Origin of the sequence: Bacteroides sp. AM37-9 (assembly GCF_003603455.1) — a bacterium.
In the GTDB taxonomy this organism is placed as follows: Bacteria; Bacteroidota; Bacteroidia; order Bacteroidales; family Bacteroidaceae; genus Bacteroides; species Bacteroides xylanisolvens.
The window spans coordinates 12,669-28,600 of sequence record NZ_QTNF01000020.1; the positions used below are offsets into that span (position 1 = coordinate 12,669).

Genomic DNA, 15,932 nt, shown 5'->3' on the forward strand with positions numbered 1-15,932 from the left:
TCATAGTGTTTTTATAATAAAGTGCTAATTAAAACTTCAACTAAAGGATAGACTTAGCGATACCCATTTCCAAGCCGCGAAGTTCTGCCAATCCGCGAAGACGGCCTAAGCAGGAATATCCCGGATTCGTTTTCTTTTTCAAGTCATCAATCATTTGATGTCCGTGGTCGGGACGCATAGCGATAGAGCATTTACGACGTTGTTGCAGAAGAATCAGGCTCTTCATCACATTGTACATATCTACATTCCCTTCCAGATGATTCGCTTCATAGAAGTTTCCTTCTTCGTCACGTTGTGTGCTGCGCAGGTGAACAAAGTTTACACGATCACCGAAACGTTCCATCATGCCTGCAAGGTCATTGTCGGCACGCACTCCGAAAGAACCTGTACATAAGCAAAGGCCATTGGATTCGTTAGGCACGGCTTCAATCAGTTTTTTGAAATCTTCTTCCGTACTCAAAATACGTGGCAAACCTAAAATAGTGTAAGGAGGATCATCCGGGTGAATCACCAGCTTCACGCCTACTTCATCGGCAACAGGCGCAATTTCTTTTAAGAAGAAAATCAAGTTGGAACGGAGCTTTTCAGCGTCAATATCGTTATAACGGTCTAATGCCTGCTGGAATTGCTCTACTGTGAAACTTTCTTCCGAACCTGGAAGTCCGGCAATCATATTGCGAACCAACAGTTTCTTATCATCTTCACTCATTTGTTCGAAACGAGCTTTTGCTTTAGCTATTTCTTCAGGAGTATAATCTTTTTCTGCGTTCGGACGTTTCAGGATGAAAAGATCAAAGGCTACAAAAGCCGCCTTTTCGAAACGAAGAGCTTTAGAGCCATCAGGCATTGTATAGGCAAGGTCAGTACGTGTCCAGTCCAGTACGGGCATAAAGTTATAAGTAACTACCATTACGCCACACTTCGCCAGATTACGGATACTTTCCTTATAGTTTTCAATGTATTTCATGAAGTCACCAGTCTGTGTCTTGATATGTTCGTGTACAGGTACACTTTCTACCACAGACCATGTCAGACCTACTTCTTCAATCATTTGTTTACGTTTCATGATCTCTTCTACTGTCCACACTTCACCATTCGGAATGTGATGAAGAGCATTTACTATACCGGTAGCGCCTGCCTGCTTAATATCCCACAAGCTAACGGGGTCGTTAGGACCATACCAGCGCCAAGTTTGTTCACATAAATACATATTGTTATTAAATTAAGAATTGAAAATTGAGAATTAAGAAATCAAAGTTGAAAATTAAAAGTTGAGAGTCGGCATACGGATGCTACGCAGCCAATTCTCAATTTTTAATTCTCAATTCTCCATTTATTAAATTGAGAATGCATCAAATCCACCATCGATTACAGCTACTGTACCTGTTACGAAGTTGGAAGCATCGCTAATCAAATAATGGATGGTTCCATAAAGATCTTCCGGTTCACCGAAACGGTTGAATGGAGTATGAGCGAGAATTGTTTTTGAACGATCAGTCAGAGAGCCATCCGGATTAGTCAATAACGCACGGTTCTGATCGGTCAGGAAGAATCCCGGAGCGATCGCATTTACACGCAGACCGTTACCGAATTTCAATGCCAGTTCGCCAGCCATGTATTTAGTAAAGTTAGCAATAGCGGCTTTAGCTGCACCATAACCAACGACACGAGTCAATGGACGAAGAGCTGATTCAGAGCAGAAGTTTACAATAGAACCTTTCTTCTGTTCTACCATAATTTCAGCAAATACCATTGTAGGCAATACTGTACCGAAAAGGTTCAAATCCACCACTTTCTTAAATGCGTCAATCTGTAAATCGAAAAAAGTTTTATCCGGAGCGATAGTTGCACCTGCCATGTTACCTCCAGCAGCGTTCAACAAAACATCAATACGGCCATAAGCTTTCATAATTTCCACTTTGTTGCCTTCCAGCACTTCCTTATCCATCACATCAGTGTAAAGGAACATTGCTTCATTTCCTTCTGCTTTGATACTGTCTACCAATGCTTTTCCAGCTTCTTCACTTCTGTCGAGTACAACCACTTTTGCGCCTTCCTTTGCGAGATACGCAGCAATACCTTTACCTAAAATACCAGCTCCGCCGGTGATAACAACTACTTTGCCTTTTACGTTAAATAATTCATTCATGGTTCTTATAAATTTATATGTTTATAATTTATTGTTCAGATAATATTTCAGATTCTCTTTAAGGAGAATATCGATAGGCATCAAATTCACTTTCTCACTATTCTGCTTGAACAGCAAATGATTACACAATGATTTAACACCATCGTACCCCTGACGCTCGGGGCGCTGCGCAATCAATGCGGTTATCACACCTTCGGAAAGTAATTGCGTATTTCTGCCGATAAGATCATAACCAACCAGTTTGACAGCCTGCATTCCTCTTGCTTTCAGGTAATTTCCTAAAATATAGCAAGTTGAATTAAAGATAATAGCGCCTTTAATATTCGGATTAGCTTCAAAGATTTCATCCAGTTTCATGAAGTTATACACTGAATCATTTATTTTCAGCTCTACTTCATGCAGATTTCCGTTAAACGCTGTTTCAGTGAGATAATGACAGAAACCTTCGCGCCTGTTCTTTCCCTGGTTAGAATCATTCTTCCCACTATGAATAATCCGTGCCATTAATATATCGGAAGAAGAAGGAAGCTTGTCCATCAATAATCTGGCAGCAATCACTCCGGCATCATAAGATTCCGTTCCAAAATAAGCCAGTTGATGTTGCCCTCCAATGTTGGAGTCAACATACACGTATGGTATTTCATTCCTGTCAAGCTCCTGCGAAAGCCGGATAACAGAATCTGTAAACAAAGTCGCAATCAATACCCCATCCACTTTCTCATTCAGCAGATTTCGGATGATATCATCAAAAGTCTTGTTATTATATTGATCGAAAAAGAGTTTGGTAATGGTGATATTATATGATTCCATTTCCGCCGCAGCTTTATCTATACCTTCCGAAATAGCTTCCCAATACTCCCCCTGCACAAAAGAAGGAGTTATTGCAAGGATATGATATTGTTTTTTGGAGGCTGCCAATGAACGTGCCATCAGATTTGGTTGGTAATGTACCATTTCCAGGATAGCCTGTACTTTTTTCCTGTTTTCTTCAGATACTCTTCCACGATTATGGATTACACGGTCTACCGTGCCAACAGAGACACCTGCCATCTTGGCAATGTCTACAATCCGAATATTTGAAAACTCTTTATCCATATATTGATAAGTATCTTGTTTTTCATCGGCAAAAGTAAAATGAATTATTGAATTAAGCAATAGTGTGTGCGCACACACATTACACTAAAACAAACACATATAACTAATAATCAAAGAATTAACTCTAATACACAAAAAACATACATGTTGTTAAACATAAGAAAAAGTAAAGATAGTATGGAGAAAAAGACTCTTTTCAGATGAAAAGTTAGAGAGAAAGTAACTCCTGATTCTTGAAGGAAACGAGAATAATAAAGAAGATTAGCCTAAATGTGTTCGCACACACATTGATACAATGACTAAATAAAGCTAGAGATAAAAGATTAAATATACAAAAAATAAAACAGGTAACCGATTCTATTTAAATCGATTACCCATTTTGGGATTCTTACTTTTCCCACTTATCTTTTGCTTTTCCGGCCACTTTGTCGGCTTCTGCCGCTACTTTATCAGCAATTTCCGCACCGGTTTCTACTGCTTTAAGTCCAAGATCCATTGCTTTTCTTTCAGCATGAGCAGCTGCTATTTCAGCATCGCGACCTATGCGATGGATAGCATTATAAATTTCGCTTTCCAACTGTTTTGCTTTTGCTGTACGTGAAAGACGATAAGCTACTGCGCCGAGGATTGACCCAATTCCGAGTCCAATCCAGAAATTTCCATGTCTACATTCCATAATTAAGTTCTGTTTTTAGGATTAAAAATAAATTATATAAATATCTATTTAGATTTCGAGAATAAGGAAGCAATCCATAATACAAGGATAGCCCCTACAGTGGAAGTTATCAAACTTCCGATCAATCCTGAAGCTGACAGTCCGAAAAGGGCAAATACCCAACCGCCCAGTACACCTCCAAGAATACCAAGTAATAAATTTATAATAAGACCAAAACCTCCGCCGCGCATTACTTTACCTGCGAGGAATCCAGCCACAATACCAATAATGATATACCATATAAAGCCCATATAATCCTCCTTTTTTATTTAACAACAGCAGGTACGGAGAATAGTTCGGTTAGTCAAAACTGAATTAACGACAATTTAGAATCCTTAGTCTTAGAGAAACGGGAAAGTTTGCGTACCTTTGCAGCCAATTTTTCAGGAACACTTCTAAAGCAATAGGTATCATGGTACAAAATCAGGAACAACCCGTAGGAAAAATTACATTTTCCATCTTAATCGCATTAAGTCTTTCACACTGTCTCAATGATCTTTTACAGTCCGTTGTTTCAGCAGCTTATCCGCTATTCAAAGATGATTTAGGATTAAGTTTTGCGCAAATCGGCCTTATCACACTGGTTTATCAGCTTTCGGCTTCGGTCTTTCAACCGATTACCGGAATCATTTTTGATAAATATCCCGTTGCATGGTCGTTGCCTATCGGAATGAGCTTTACACTGATTGGTTTGATAAACTTAGCATTCTCTGATAATCTATACTGGATATTAGCCTCCGTATTCTTAATCGGAATTGGCTCTTCCGTACTGCATCCGGAAGCCTCCCGTATCACATTCCTTGCCTCTGGCGGGAAACGTGGACTGGCACAATCACTCTTCCAAGTAGGTGGTAACTTCGGAGGTTCATTAGGTCCTTTACTGGTTGCTCTGTTGGTGGCTCCTTATGGCAGACAACATCTCATCGTATTTGCATTTGTGGCTTTAGCTGCTATCGGAGTGATGTACCCAATTTGCAAATGGTATAAATCATATCTAAACCGGATGAAAGCACAGACCGTCAGTGTCAGAAAACCTGTTCATCTTCCTTTGCCTATGGATAAGACAGCCCTTTCAATCGCGATATTGCTGATCTTGATTTTCTCCAAGTACATTTATATGGCAAGTCTTACCAGTTATTATACCTTCTATTTGATCCATAAATTTAATGTAAGCGTACAAGAATCGCAACTATATTTATTTATCTTCCTTGTTGCTACTGCTATCGGAACATTAATTGGTGGACCTGTCGGTGACCGAATTGGTCGGAAGTATGTAATCTGGGCTTCTATTTTAGGAGCTGCCCCATTCAGTTTACTAATGCCACATGCTAATTTGATGTGGACTATTATCCTTAGCTTCTGTGTGGGATTGATGCTTTCTTCCGCTTTTCCCGCCATATTGCTTTATGCACAGGAATTGCTTCCTACCAAGCTCGGATTAATATCAGGGTTATTCTTTGGATTTGCATTCGGGGTGGCTGGTGTAGCATCTGCCGTACTCGGTAATTTAGCGGATAAAACGAGCATTGAATATGTATATAATATCTGTGCTTATATGCCGCTACTAGGATTGGTCACATTCTTTTTACCGAATTTGAAGAAGAAAAAAATAGAATAAGATTAGATTAAATAAAATGGGGTGTGTCACATTTTGCGCTCCCTCTTTTCCAAAGAAAACGACCGGTATGCATCGTCACGACGTATACCGGTCTACAAGTTAAGGTCAAAGTCAAAAAATTAAGAGAGCTATTTATATGTTAGGGTTAGCGTTAATTTCTTTCTGTGGAATAGCATATAAATAATAGGTGCTATTTACTGTAAACGGTTTACCGTTCGGGAAGTTGAGGAACCAATGTCCCAGAGGATTTCGTTTTTCAAAGCTACCACCCTCCTGCCAGCAATCGACTTCTGTCTTTTGCATCTCATCCGATAAAGCAGCACGTTCTACTGCCTTTTGTGTACGAAGTATATCGGTAATACCAAATCCTTCTCCCCAAAGTTCACGGCGACGTTCCATCAGAATCTCATTGATTACATCTTCCTGTGATTTTCCTGTCACCTCATAATCCCCTACTCCACGGGTATTACGCAATGTATTCAATGGAGCTACAGCCTGTGCCAACGCTACGCCGTCACGAACTTTCGCCTCCGCTTCTATCAAATACATTTCAGCAGCACGCATCAAGACCAAATCAGCCGTATCATCTGCACGCATGTGAAATTTCTTATATCCCAAATATCCTTCACGCATCCACTGAAACAAAGGTAAACGAATATCACCTTCGGTAAATGTATCTTTCAGATGGGGATCAGCCATAAAGCTGCTATATGCTCCTACGTATGTTGCATCCAAATAATAGAAATTATAGCTGGCATCCGATTGGGAAGGAATTTGAGGAAATCCCCATATCCATTCTTTATTGGAAATATTATTAAAACCTTCGTACTCGGCTGTAGTTGTCATCAACGTATATCCTGCACGTGCTGCTTCAGCAGCTTTCGCAGCTTCTTCCCACTGTCCTGTCAGCAAGTAAGCGCGAGCCAAAAGACCGTTGACTACTGCTACATTTGGTTTGAACTTTTGATTATCACCGCTGCGGACATAGTTTTTCAAATAGTCCTTCGCCAGAGTGAGGTCGTCGAAAATAAGCTGATAAACCTGTGCCACTGTTGATTTTCCTTTCGGTACAGTGGAACTATTGCTAGGTTCGGTATATATAGGAACACACGGAGCATCTTTATCTTTCAAGTAGGTGAATTGATAATGCTGTACCAAGTGCAAATAACAAAAGGCGCGTAATGCCAATGCTTGTCCCTGTGCCTGACGGAGTTCTTCCGAATCCCCCTTGATAGAAATGGCAGTGTTACAATTATCTATCGTTTTATATATCAGATACCAGGCAAACTCTGTTCTACCATTTGAGGATTGCGCTATATCATTAAACTGATACGAAGAGTTAAAACCATATTTCGGACGGGAAACAATATCACTTGCCATCATATCATCCAGACACTGAAGTGCCCGATAACCGATATTGGCATAGGTACTTGAATAATCAAACAGATTATACCAGGCACCATTCACAAGTGCCTCCGCATTTTCGGGTACAGATACCTTATCCGAACTTACCGCATCTGTGGGGTCCGTATCCAAAAAACTGCTGCTACAACTCGTTGCCAGGAAAAGTCCGGCAACTGCCGCAAGAATGGATTGAATTTTTATTTTTCTCATAATTTAGTCTGAATTTAGAAAGAAACATTGATACCTCCGGAGATGGTTCGCATAGCCGGATAACGGTAATAAGTGATACCGGTAATTCCCTGTTCAGGGTCTAGTCCCTGATTCCGGTGAATGGTAAACAGATTATCTCCTTGTACATATACCTGCACACTGCTCAATGACAACTTACTAATCCATTGTTTGGGTAAGTTATAGGAAAGCGTCAGGTTTTTCAATCGCATATACGAATTATTCTGCAAGAAGCGAGTGGAAGCCGAGTTCCAGTTATTAGAAGTAGTGCTCAAAGCAGGAACATCGGTATAGCGATTGTCGGGAGTCCATCTTCTTAGAATCTCCGTCGACCAGTCGCGACCTTCCAAACTTCCATTGTGCAGAATCATTGTGACATCACGATTGTAGATATATCCACCGATACTATAAGCAAAGATAGCCGAAAGATCGAATCCTTTCCAGGAAAGAGACGTATTAAATCCGCCATACACCTTCGGAAGAGACGATTTGTTGACATAATAATAGTCAGCCGAACCATAATCATTTGTTGTAATACGTCTTCCGGTCGGATTCTCATTTGCATCTTTCTCATCCTTATACCACAGCGGATCTCCATTTTCCGGATCTACTCCTGCCCACTCTATCATATAGAAATCATACACCGAACGACCTACCTGCAACTTGTTCACACCACTTCGCGGCATATCTTTCAATGGGAGGTCTGTCACCTTATTCTTATAATGCGTCAAGTTCATACCCAGTTTCCATACCCAACCATTCTGATTGATAATCGTTCCGTTAAGTACCATTTCTATACCTGTATTCTTCAAGGCTCCTACATTTTCGTCAATAGAACCATATCCCAAGGAAGGAGCTATCGGACGTGAATAAAGCAGGTCTTTCGAACGACGTGTAAAGAAATCAAATGAACCGGAAAAACGGTTATTAAACAGGGAGAAGTCGATACCTACATTAAAGTTGAGGTTTGTTTCCCATTTCAGATTCGGAGTTGCCATACGGTCGGACACTAACGCATTTTCTCCCAAATTGGAAACAATGGTATAAAGTCCTTTACTTGCATAATAAGTACCCAGGTTATCATTTCCCTGCGCACCATAGCTCATTTTCAGAGTCAAGGCAGACAACCAGTCGGAAGTACTTGCCATAAACTCTTCCCGGTCGATACGCCAGGAAGTACCCAACGACCAGAAATTTCCCCAGCGGGTCTCCGGCGCAAAACGTGAAGAACCGTCGCGACGATAGGATGCCGAGAAGAAATATTTATTTTGATAATCGTATAATGCTTGAGTCAGATAACCCACCAACGCATAGTCGATGCGATACCCCGAACCTCCGGTCAACTGTGAACCGACTACCAGTTCCGGCATATCAGGCTGCGCCATTTTGGAACGTGATGCTGTCAGTTCATCATAACGGTAAGAATAGGCTTCCACACCGGCAAGGACATTAAAATGATGTTCACCGATTGTCTTGTCATACGTAGCAATATTATTCCATGTCCAAGAGAAAGTACGGGTATTCATTCGGCTGACGCCGCCGCCGTTTTCTTTAGCCGGACCCAATTTAGGGTTCGTATAATCCAACGTATTATAATTAATCAAGTCAAAATTGAAACTTGTCTTGAATTTCAATCCCTCAACAATCGTAGCTTCCAGGAAAGTACGACCGGAAACTTCATCTTTCATTCGTTCTGATTTATCCAAAGGCAAAGTAGCCGGCAGATTCCAGTTTGCCATCGAACCGGAAGGACGATAAGAGCCAAAGTCATAAATGCGGTCTCCATTCTCATCCAATTTGTAGCTACCGTCGGTATTCATTTCATAAATCGGATAAAATCCCGGCATGGTACGTCCTGCGGTAATCACATTACTGGTTTTGGAGTCAGAAGAAACCGGATAGTTCTGCATAGAATGTGCAAAACTCAAATTGACTCCTCCCTTCAACCAGGAAGTCATTTCGCTGGTGATATTGGAACGAAGATTAAAACGCTGATAACCGGATTCAAGCGCAATACCTTTATCATTCAGGTAGCCGGCTGAAAAGAAATACTGATTTGCTTTTCCGCCTCCGGAAACACTTAGATTCAACTCTGTGCGAAGTGCCTGTTGTTCCATGGCGTCACTCCAATCTGAATTCCATAATGGACGGGCACCTGCCACCAATTTTCCATCTGCACCGACCGGTTGCGTATATTGGGGACCGTATGGATTCGGTCCACCTCCCATCAATTTCGTAACCAGGTCTTTGGATGCTTGTGCCGCAGCAGTTGCCGGAGTATAATCCGCGCTCTTGGCGTACTGATTGCGAAGTGCTTCCCAATACAATTCAAAGTATTGATCGGTACTGACACGATCATAATCACGCACGGCACGATTGGAACCTCCTAAAGAGGCTTTTACCTTTACGGTCGCTTTGGTATTTTGATCTCCTTGCTTGGTTGTGATAATAATCACCCCATTTGCGCCACGTGAACCGTATAAAGCAGCAGAAGCCGCATCTTTCAATACTGTCATCGAAGATATATCATCAGGATTGATAGAGTTCACACTACCGTCGAACGGAACTCCGTCCACCACATAAAGCGGAGCGCTGGATGCATTGATAGATCCGATACCACGAATACGGATTTCCGCATCCGTACCCGGCTGCCCGCTTGCCGCACTAGCCTGTACTCCGGACACCGTCCCTTCTAATACACGCGATACGCTCGAGGTCTGTAGCTTTTCAATCTCACCCGCTTTCATCGTCGAAGCTGCTCCGGTAAAACTATACTTCTTAGCGGTAGCATAAGCTACTACCATTACTTCTTCCAGTTCTTTACTTTCCGATTCCAACGTGACATTAATCACACTTCGGTTATTCACCGGTTGTTCTACCGATCTCATTCCTACAAAGCGGAACACTAAAGTGCCGGTAGCAGGAACTTCAATTGAATAATTTCCATCAATATCGGTGATGGTGCCGGAGGATGCTCCTTTCAATTGTACGGAGACACCAGGCAAGGGCTCCCCTTCAGAAGTCACCGTACCCGTCACGCGTTTCTCCTGCTGTGCTTCTGCATATACTATATTTCCTGCAAAAAGCAGAAGAGACACGACTAATAAACGTAAATAGATTCTCATAATTTTGTGGCTTAAGATTTATTTGCTTGTTGTAACTAACAGTATATTGAACTTTTTTGTTTAGGAAACGAAACATTTTTTAGAAGATTGCTAGCATAAATCAACGAAAGGTAGTACATTCGTGAAACGAAAAATAGCTAAAACAACAAAGAACCACATGGGGAAACGGGTTATTCTATATCTTTTTCTGTTATTTTCACTGTCCTTACAGGCGCAAAGTGAAAAGAAAGCCCTTTCTACAAATGATAGTACAAGAATAGATTCCACAACGGTCACCCAGCCCAGTCCTTTCAAAAGAGCAATCAAGAAATTTATGAATTTCAGTGATTTCGATACGCTCTATATCAGCCCGAACCGTTATAATTATGCGTTGATGGCTACTCATTTCAGCAACTTCGAATATTACTCTGTCACCAGCGAACAGCCTCAACCACAAAAACTTAGTTTCTCTCCCAACCCGCATAATAAAATAGGATTGTATTTCGGCTGGCGATGGATTTTCCTGGGATGGTCCGTAGATGTGGATGATATCTATCGGAAAACCAACCGGAAGAATAGAGGTACAGAATTTGACCTTAGCTTATATAGTTCCAAACTTGGTGTAGATATATTCTACCGCCGTACCGGAAACAATTACAAGATACATAAGATCAGAGGATTTTCTGAAGATATTCCCTCCAACTATTCCGAGGATTTCAGTGGAATAAAGGTGGATATAAAAGGGCTGAACTTATATTATATCTTCAATAACAGAAAATTCTCTTATCCGGCCGCCTTCAGCCAGTCCACCAACCAACGACGCAACGCGGGAACATTTATTGCCGGTTTTTCTATTTCAAAGCATCATCTCGACTTCGACTACACAGAACTTCCTGATTTTCTACAGCAGACAATGAATCCCGGCATGAAAGTCAAGGATATAAAATATACCAATGCCAATATCAGTTTCGGATATGCCTACAACTGGGTCTTTGCCCGCAACTGCCTGGCATGTTTGTCTCTCACCCCTGCCATTGCCTATAAAGCCTCTGATGTAGATGCGGAAACTCACGAAGGAAAAGCATGGTACGGCAAATTTAATCTGGATTTTCTACTCCGTGCAGGGGTTGTTTATAATAACGGAAAATACTTTGTAGGTACTTCTTTCGTTGGGAAAAACTATAATTACCACCGGAATAATTTCTCTGTAGACAATGGTTTCGGCACTCTTCAGATATATGCCGGATTCAATTTCAACTTGCGCAAAGAATACAGGAAAAAGAAATAAAAGTACGGATATCAGAAATCGTAAACTTGCTTGCTTATCCAAAGAATCTTTGTACATTTGCCACGTTCTAACGAACAAAAGTAAAAAATCAATGAAGCAACAACGCCACATACAGACCACACGTATCCTTCTTTCCCGCTTCCGTTATTGGGGCAGAAAGAACTATGCCGCTTTTGCGAGTATGGGACGTGAATTCCAAATCGGTCATCTGCACATCAATGTTGTGGACGTTGCCCTTCGTAAGCAGAATGCTAAAATTACTATCCCTTATCATACATTTATGACACTTCAGGAAATCAAAGACCAAGTGTTGGCAGGCATTGATATTTCGCCCGACCAAGCCGCTTGGCTAGCCAACATGGCTGACAGCGAGGCGCTATATGCCGCCGCGCATGAGATTACCGTCGCACGTGCTTCGCACGAATTCGACATGTGTTCCATCATCAACGCCAAGTCCGGCCGATGCCCGGAAAACTGTAAATGGTGTGCACAATCCTCTCACTACAAGACTAAAGCCGAGATTTACGATCTCCTTCCCGCTGAAGAATGTCTCCGACAGGCGAAATACAATGAAGCCCAGGACGTCAACCGTTTCTCTCTCGTTACCAGCGGACGAAAACCATCTTCCAAACAAATCACCCAACTTTGCGATACCGTTCGCCAAATGCGACGTCACTCGTCTATTCAGCTCTGTGCTTCTTTGGGGTTACTTAACGAAGAAGAGCTACGTTCCCTATACGAAGCCGGAATCACCCGTTATCACTGTAACCTGGAAACGGCTCCGTCTTATTTTTCCAAACTCTGCACTACGCATACACAAGAACAAAAACGAGCTACTCTTGATGCAGCCCGTCGTGTAGGCATGGATATCTGCTGCGGAGGTATCATCGGTATGGGAGAAACGATGGAGCAACGGATTGAATTTGCTTTCACTCTAAAAGAACTGAATGTTCAGTCCATACCTATCAACCTGCTTAGTCCGATTCCGGGAACTCCACTGGAAAACGAGCGGCCTTTAAGTGAAGAAGAAATACTTAAAACCATCGCTATCTTTCGTTTTATTAATCCGACAGCTTTTCTTAGATTTGCCGGAGGACGTTCACAACTATCTTCCGAAGCCATGCACAAAGCATTATATATCGGAATCAACTCGGCTATCGTAGGCGACCTGCTGACAACTCTCGGTTCCAAAGTATCGGAAGACAAAAAGATGATTCAGGAAGAAGGTTATCATTTCGCCGATTCCCAATTTGACCGCGAACATATCTGGCATCCGTACACTTCTACCACCGATCCGCTTCCTGTCTACAAAGTGAAACGGGCAGACGGCGCCACTATTACCCTCGAAGACGGACGGACACTCATTGACGGAATGTCTTCCTGGTGGTGTGCAGTGCATGGATATAATCATCCGGTATTGAATCAGGCGGCAAAAGAACAATTAGATAAAATGTCTCATGTCATGTTCGGGGGACTGACGCATGAACCGGCCATTGAATTGGGGAAACTATTATTGCCTTTGGTTCCTCCCTCCATGCAGAAAATATTCTATGCAGACTCCGGTTCGGTAGCCGTAGAAGTGGCACTGAAAATGGCTGTACAATATTGGTATGCAGCAGGAGAACCGGAAAAGAACAATTTCGTGACTATCCGTTCCGGCTATCACGGTGATACGTGGAATGCCATGTCTGTATGTGATCCGGTGACGGGTATGCACAGTCTTTTCGGTTCGGCATTGCCTGTACGTTATTTTGTCCCGTCCCCCACTTCCCGGTTCGACGGAGAATGGAATCCGGAAGATATACTACCTCTGCAAGAGATGATTGAAAAACATTCAAAAGAGTTGGCGGCGCTTATCCTGGAACCGGTGGTACAAGGAGCAGGTGGAATGTGGTTTTATCATCCGCAGTATCTGCGTGAAGCAGAAAAACTTTGCCGGAAGCACGATATTCTTCTAATCTTCGACGAAATAGCAACGGGATTCGGACGTACCGGCAAACTCTTTGCGTGGGAACACGCCGGAGTAGAACCGGATATCATGTGCATCGGCAAAGCACTGACCGGAGGATATATGACACTTTCTGCCGTATTAGCCAGTAACCGGATAGCAGATACCATCTCCAACCATGCACCGGGAGCTTTTATGCACGGGCCTACATTTATGGGTAATCCACTTGCGTGTGCAGTGGCTTGCGCTTCCGTTCGCCTATTACTCGAATCCGATTGGCAAGAGAATGTGAAGCGAATCGAAACTCAACTGAAAGAAGAACTGGCACCTGCACGGGAATTTCCGGAAGTAGCTGATGTACGAATACTCGGAGCTATCGGAGTCATTGAGATGAAGCGTCCGGTAAATATGGCCTATATGCAACGACGATTTGTGGAAGAAAGAATCTGGGTACGTCCCTTTGGCAAACTGGTATATCTGATGCCACCTTTCATCATTACTTCGGAACAATTAAGCAAACTGACTTCCGGGTTACTTAAAGTTATTCAAAAAAACAACCTATAATTCATGACATTAGAGTATATAAACCAGGAACTCCAGACCTTGAAAGAGAAAAAGAACTACCGTTCTCTCCCACCGCTAATCCACGAGGGGCGAGATGTTCTGCTGAACGGACAACGAATGTTGAACCTATCTTCTAATGATTATCTCGGACTGGCTAATGACATTTCATTGAGGGAAGAATTCTTAAGGACGCTCACTCCCGAAACTTTCCTGCCCACCTCCTCTTCTTCCCGGTTATTGACCGGTAATTTTAGTGACTATCAGAAGTTGGAGCAACAGCTAGCCACCATGTTCGGAACCGAAAGTGCACTCATATTCAATAGTGGTTATCATGCCAATACAGGAATACTTCCTGCCATTTGCAATACTCACACCCTGATTCTTGCTGACAAGCTGGTGCATGCAAGCCTGATAGACGGGATTAAATTATCATCAGCTAAATGTATACGGTATCGTCACAATGATATTTCCCAGTTGCAGCGACTGATTGCTGAAAATCATAACGCTTATGAGCAGATTATTATTGTTACCGAAAGTATCTTCAGCATGGATGGCGATGAAGCTGATCTTCCCGCTCTCATTCAACTCAAAAAGAGCTATTCCAATATTCTTCTTTATATAGATGAGGCTCATGCTTTTGGTGTACGAGGGAAAAAAGGATTAGGATGTGCTGAAGAACAAGAATGTATCAACGATATAGACTTTCTAATAGGTACATTCGGGAAAGCCATTGCCTCGGCAGGAGCGTATATTGTCTGCCGGAAACTGATTCGGGAATATCTAATCAATAAAATGCGCACGTTTATATTCACCACTGCACTTCCTCCTATCAATATTCAGTGGACTTCATGGGTGTTAGAACGTCTTCCAGCTTTACAACATAAGAGAACTCACCTGCTACAAATCAGTGAAAAGCTAAAGGAAGCCCTTACAACCAAAGGATACAATTGCCCCTCGGTAAGCCACATTGTCCCTATGATTGTCGGAGCAAGTGAAGATACCATATTGAAAGCAGAAGAACTCCAACGCAAAGGATTTTACGCATTGCCGGTACGTCCGCCTACGGTTCCCGAAGGGACTTCACGCATCCGCTTCTCACTGACAGCGGACATCACTGAACATGAAATCGACCAACTCATTAAACTGATAAACGGATGAAACAGTATTTTATCATAAAGAATAATCAAAAGCATCTATTGCTTTTCTTCGCAGGCTGGGGAATGGATGAAACTCCATTCCTGCAAATTCACCCGACCGATAAGGACTGGATGATTTGCTATGATTATCGTTCATTAGAGTTCGATGCCGACATTTTGCAAGAATATTCCGAAATCACCCTCATTGCCTGGTCAATGGGAGTATGGGCAGCCTCACAGATAATGAAACAATATCCATCCCTGCCCCTTTCCCAAAGTATCGCTATCAATGGGACTCTTTCTCCTATACATGAAACGAAAGGGATTACTCCTACCATTTTTGAAGGAACCCTGCAAGGACTGAATGAACAATCCCTGCAAAAGTTTCAAAGAAGAATGTGCGGTTCAGCAGCCGATTACAAGGCTTTTCAGACAGTAGCTCCCCAACGTCCCGTTGAAGAGCTCAAAGAAGAGCTTGCTGCCATACAAAAGCAATACTTATCATTGCCACCGTCGGATTTTGCATGGCAAAGAGCCATCATAGGAAAGAGCGACCGTATCTTCCTGCCGGATAGCCAATGGTTGGCATGGAGAAACAAAGTGGATTCCCTTGAATATACAGAAGCCGCTCATTATCAACAAGACCTTTTTGATAATGTAATCATGCAAATCAACTAATGATC

At 42.3% G+C, this 15,932-nt stretch carries 12 protein-coding genes; 5 read left to right on the top strand and 7 right to left on the bottom strand.

Features of this window, described 5'->3' with window-relative positions; all coding sequences use genetic code 11:
* Nucleotides 1-40 precede the first annotated feature (40 nt).
* From uxuA to DW862_RS14710, 5 genes are all read right to left on the bottom strand, one after another.
* Complete coding sequence (gene uxuA, locus DW862_RS14690; RefSeq protein WP_049702477.1) at nucleotides 41-1,210, bottom strand: mannonate dehydratase; 1,170 nt, start codon at nucleotides 1,208-1,210, stop codon at nucleotides 41-43.
* A gap of 126 nt (nucleotides 1,211-1,336) precedes the next feature.
* Nucleotides 1,337-2,149 (bottom strand): SDR family oxidoreductase, encoded by an 813-nt coding sequence (locus DW862_RS14695; protein ID WP_004304110.1) that lies wholly within the window; start codon nucleotides 2,147-2,149, stop codon nucleotides 1,337-1,339.
* A 21-nt stretch (nucleotides 2,150-2,170) separates the two neighbouring features.
* On the bottom strand, nucleotides 2,171-3,244 hold the full coding sequence (locus DW862_RS14700; RefSeq protein ID WP_120069000.1) for a substrate-binding domain-containing protein: 1,074 nt from the start codon (nucleotides 3,242-3,244) through the stop codon (nucleotides 2,171-2,173).
* A gap of 388 nt (nucleotides 3,245-3,632) precedes the next feature.
* Complete coding sequence (locus tag DW862_RS14705; RefSeq protein ID WP_004313352.1) at nucleotides 3,633-3,920, bottom strand: YtxH domain-containing protein; 288 nt, start codon at nucleotides 3,918-3,920, stop codon at nucleotides 3,633-3,635.
* 44 nt (nucleotides 3,921-3,964) lie between these two features.
* The gene (locus tag DW862_RS14710; protein ID WP_004313353.1) at nucleotides 3,965-4,210 is read right to left on the bottom strand and encodes a GlsB/YeaQ/YmgE family stress response membrane protein; all 246 of its coding nucleotides are present in this window, start codon (nucleotides 4,208-4,210) and stop codon (nucleotides 3,965-3,967) included.
* 161 nt (nucleotides 4,211-4,371) lie between these two features.
* Between DW862_RS14710 and DW862_RS14715 the strand changes: the two genes are divergently transcribed.
* Nucleotides 4,372-5,577 (top strand): MFS transporter, encoded by a 1,206-nt coding sequence (locus DW862_RS14715; RefSeq protein ID WP_008025617.1) that lies wholly within the window; start codon nucleotides 4,372-4,374, stop codon nucleotides 5,575-5,577.
* Nucleotides 5,578-5,709: 132 nt separating this feature from the next.
* Here DW862_RS14715 and DW862_RS14720 read toward each other — a convergent pair whose 3' ends face one another.
* Entirely contained in the window at nucleotides 5,710-7,191 is a 1,482-nt protein-coding gene (locus DW862_RS14720) for a RagB/SusD family nutrient uptake outer membrane protein (protein WP_008025618.1), read from the bottom strand.
* A 14-nt stretch (nucleotides 7,192-7,205) separates the two neighbouring features.
* Nucleotides 7,206-10,334, bottom strand: coding sequence for a TonB-dependent receptor (locus tag DW862_RS14725; RefSeq protein WP_008025619.1), 3,129 nt, complete (start codon nucleotides 10,332-10,334; stop codon nucleotides 7,206-7,208).
* 157 nt (nucleotides 10,335-10,491) lie between these two features.
* On the opposite strand from DW862_RS14725, the gene DW862_RS14730 reads away from it, so the two are divergent.
* The 4 genes from DW862_RS14730 (at nucleotide 10,492) to DW862_RS14745 (ending at nucleotide 15,927) form a co-directional block, all read left to right on the top strand.
* Complete coding sequence (locus DW862_RS14730) at nucleotides 10,492-11,601, top strand: DUF4421 domain-containing protein (RefSeq protein ID WP_008025620.1); 1,110 nt, start codon at nucleotides 10,492-10,494, stop codon at nucleotides 11,599-11,601.
* A 91-nt stretch (nucleotides 11,602-11,692) separates the two neighbouring features.
* Nucleotides 11,693-14,113, top strand: coding sequence for an adenosylmethionine--8-amino-7-oxononanoate transaminase (gene bioA / locus DW862_RS14735; RefSeq protein WP_120069003.1), 2,421 nt, complete (start codon nucleotides 11,693-11,695; stop codon nucleotides 14,111-14,113).
* A 3-nt stretch (nucleotides 14,114-14,116) separates the two neighbouring features.
* Nucleotides 14,117-15,271 (top strand): 8-amino-7-oxononanoate synthase, encoded by a 1,155-nt coding sequence (locus tag DW862_RS14740; RefSeq protein WP_120069007.1) that lies wholly within the window; start codon nucleotides 14,117-14,119, stop codon nucleotides 15,269-15,271.
* On the top strand, nucleotides 15,268-15,927 hold the full coding sequence (locus tag DW862_RS14745) for a DUF452 family protein (RefSeq protein WP_004316904.1): 660 nt from the start codon (nucleotides 15,268-15,270) through the stop codon (nucleotides 15,925-15,927). Before DW862_RS14740 ends, DW862_RS14745 begins: the two co-directional genes overlap by 4 nt.
* Nucleotides 15,928-15,932 lie beyond the last annotated feature (5 nt).

Excerpts from the sequence above, each read along its gene's own strand:
- uxuA (WP_049702477.1), bottom strand. The coding sequence starts at position 1,210 with ATGTATTTATGTGAACAAACTTGGCGCTGGTATGGTCCTAACGACCCC.
- DW862_RS14695 (WP_004304110.1), bottom strand. The coding sequence starts at position 2,149 with ATGAATGAATTATTTAACGTAAAAGGCAAAGTAGTTGTTATCACCGGC.
- DW862_RS14700 (WP_120069000.1), bottom strand. The coding sequence starts at position 3,244 with ATGGATAAAGAGTTTTCAAATATTCGGATTGTAGACATTGCCAAGATG.
- DW862_RS14705 (WP_004313352.1), bottom strand. The coding sequence starts at position 3,920 with ATGGAATGTAGACATGGAAATTTCTGGATTGGACTCGGAATTGGGTCA.
- DW862_RS14710 (WP_004313353.1), bottom strand. The coding sequence starts at position 4,210 with ATGGGCTTTATATGGTATATCATTATTGGTATTGTGGCTGGATTCCTC.
- DW862_RS14715 (WP_008025617.1), top strand. The coding sequence starts at position 4,372 with ATGGTACAAAATCAGGAACAACCCGTAGGAAAAATTACATTTTCCATC.
- DW862_RS14720 (WP_008025618.1), bottom strand. The coding sequence starts at position 7,191 with ATGAGAAAAATAAAAATTCAATCCATTCTTGCGGCAGTTGCCGGACTT.
- DW862_RS14725 (WP_008025619.1), bottom strand. The coding sequence starts at position 10,334 with ATGAGAATCTATTTACGTTTATTAGTCGTGTCTCTTCTGCTTTTTGCA.
- DW862_RS14730 (WP_008025620.1), top strand. The coding sequence starts at position 10,492 with ATGGGGAAACGGGTTATTCTATATCTTTTTCTGTTATTTTCACTGTCC.
- bioA (WP_120069003.1), top strand. The coding sequence starts at position 11,693 with ATGAAGCAACAACGCCACATACAGACCACACGTATCCTTCTTTCCCGC.
- DW862_RS14740 (WP_120069007.1), top strand. The coding sequence starts at position 14,117 with ATGACATTAGAGTATATAAACCAGGAACTCCAGACCTTGAAAGAGAAA.
- DW862_RS14745 (WP_004316904.1), top strand. The coding sequence starts at position 15,268 with ATGAAACAGTATTTTATCATAAAGAATAATCAAAAGCATCTATTGCTT.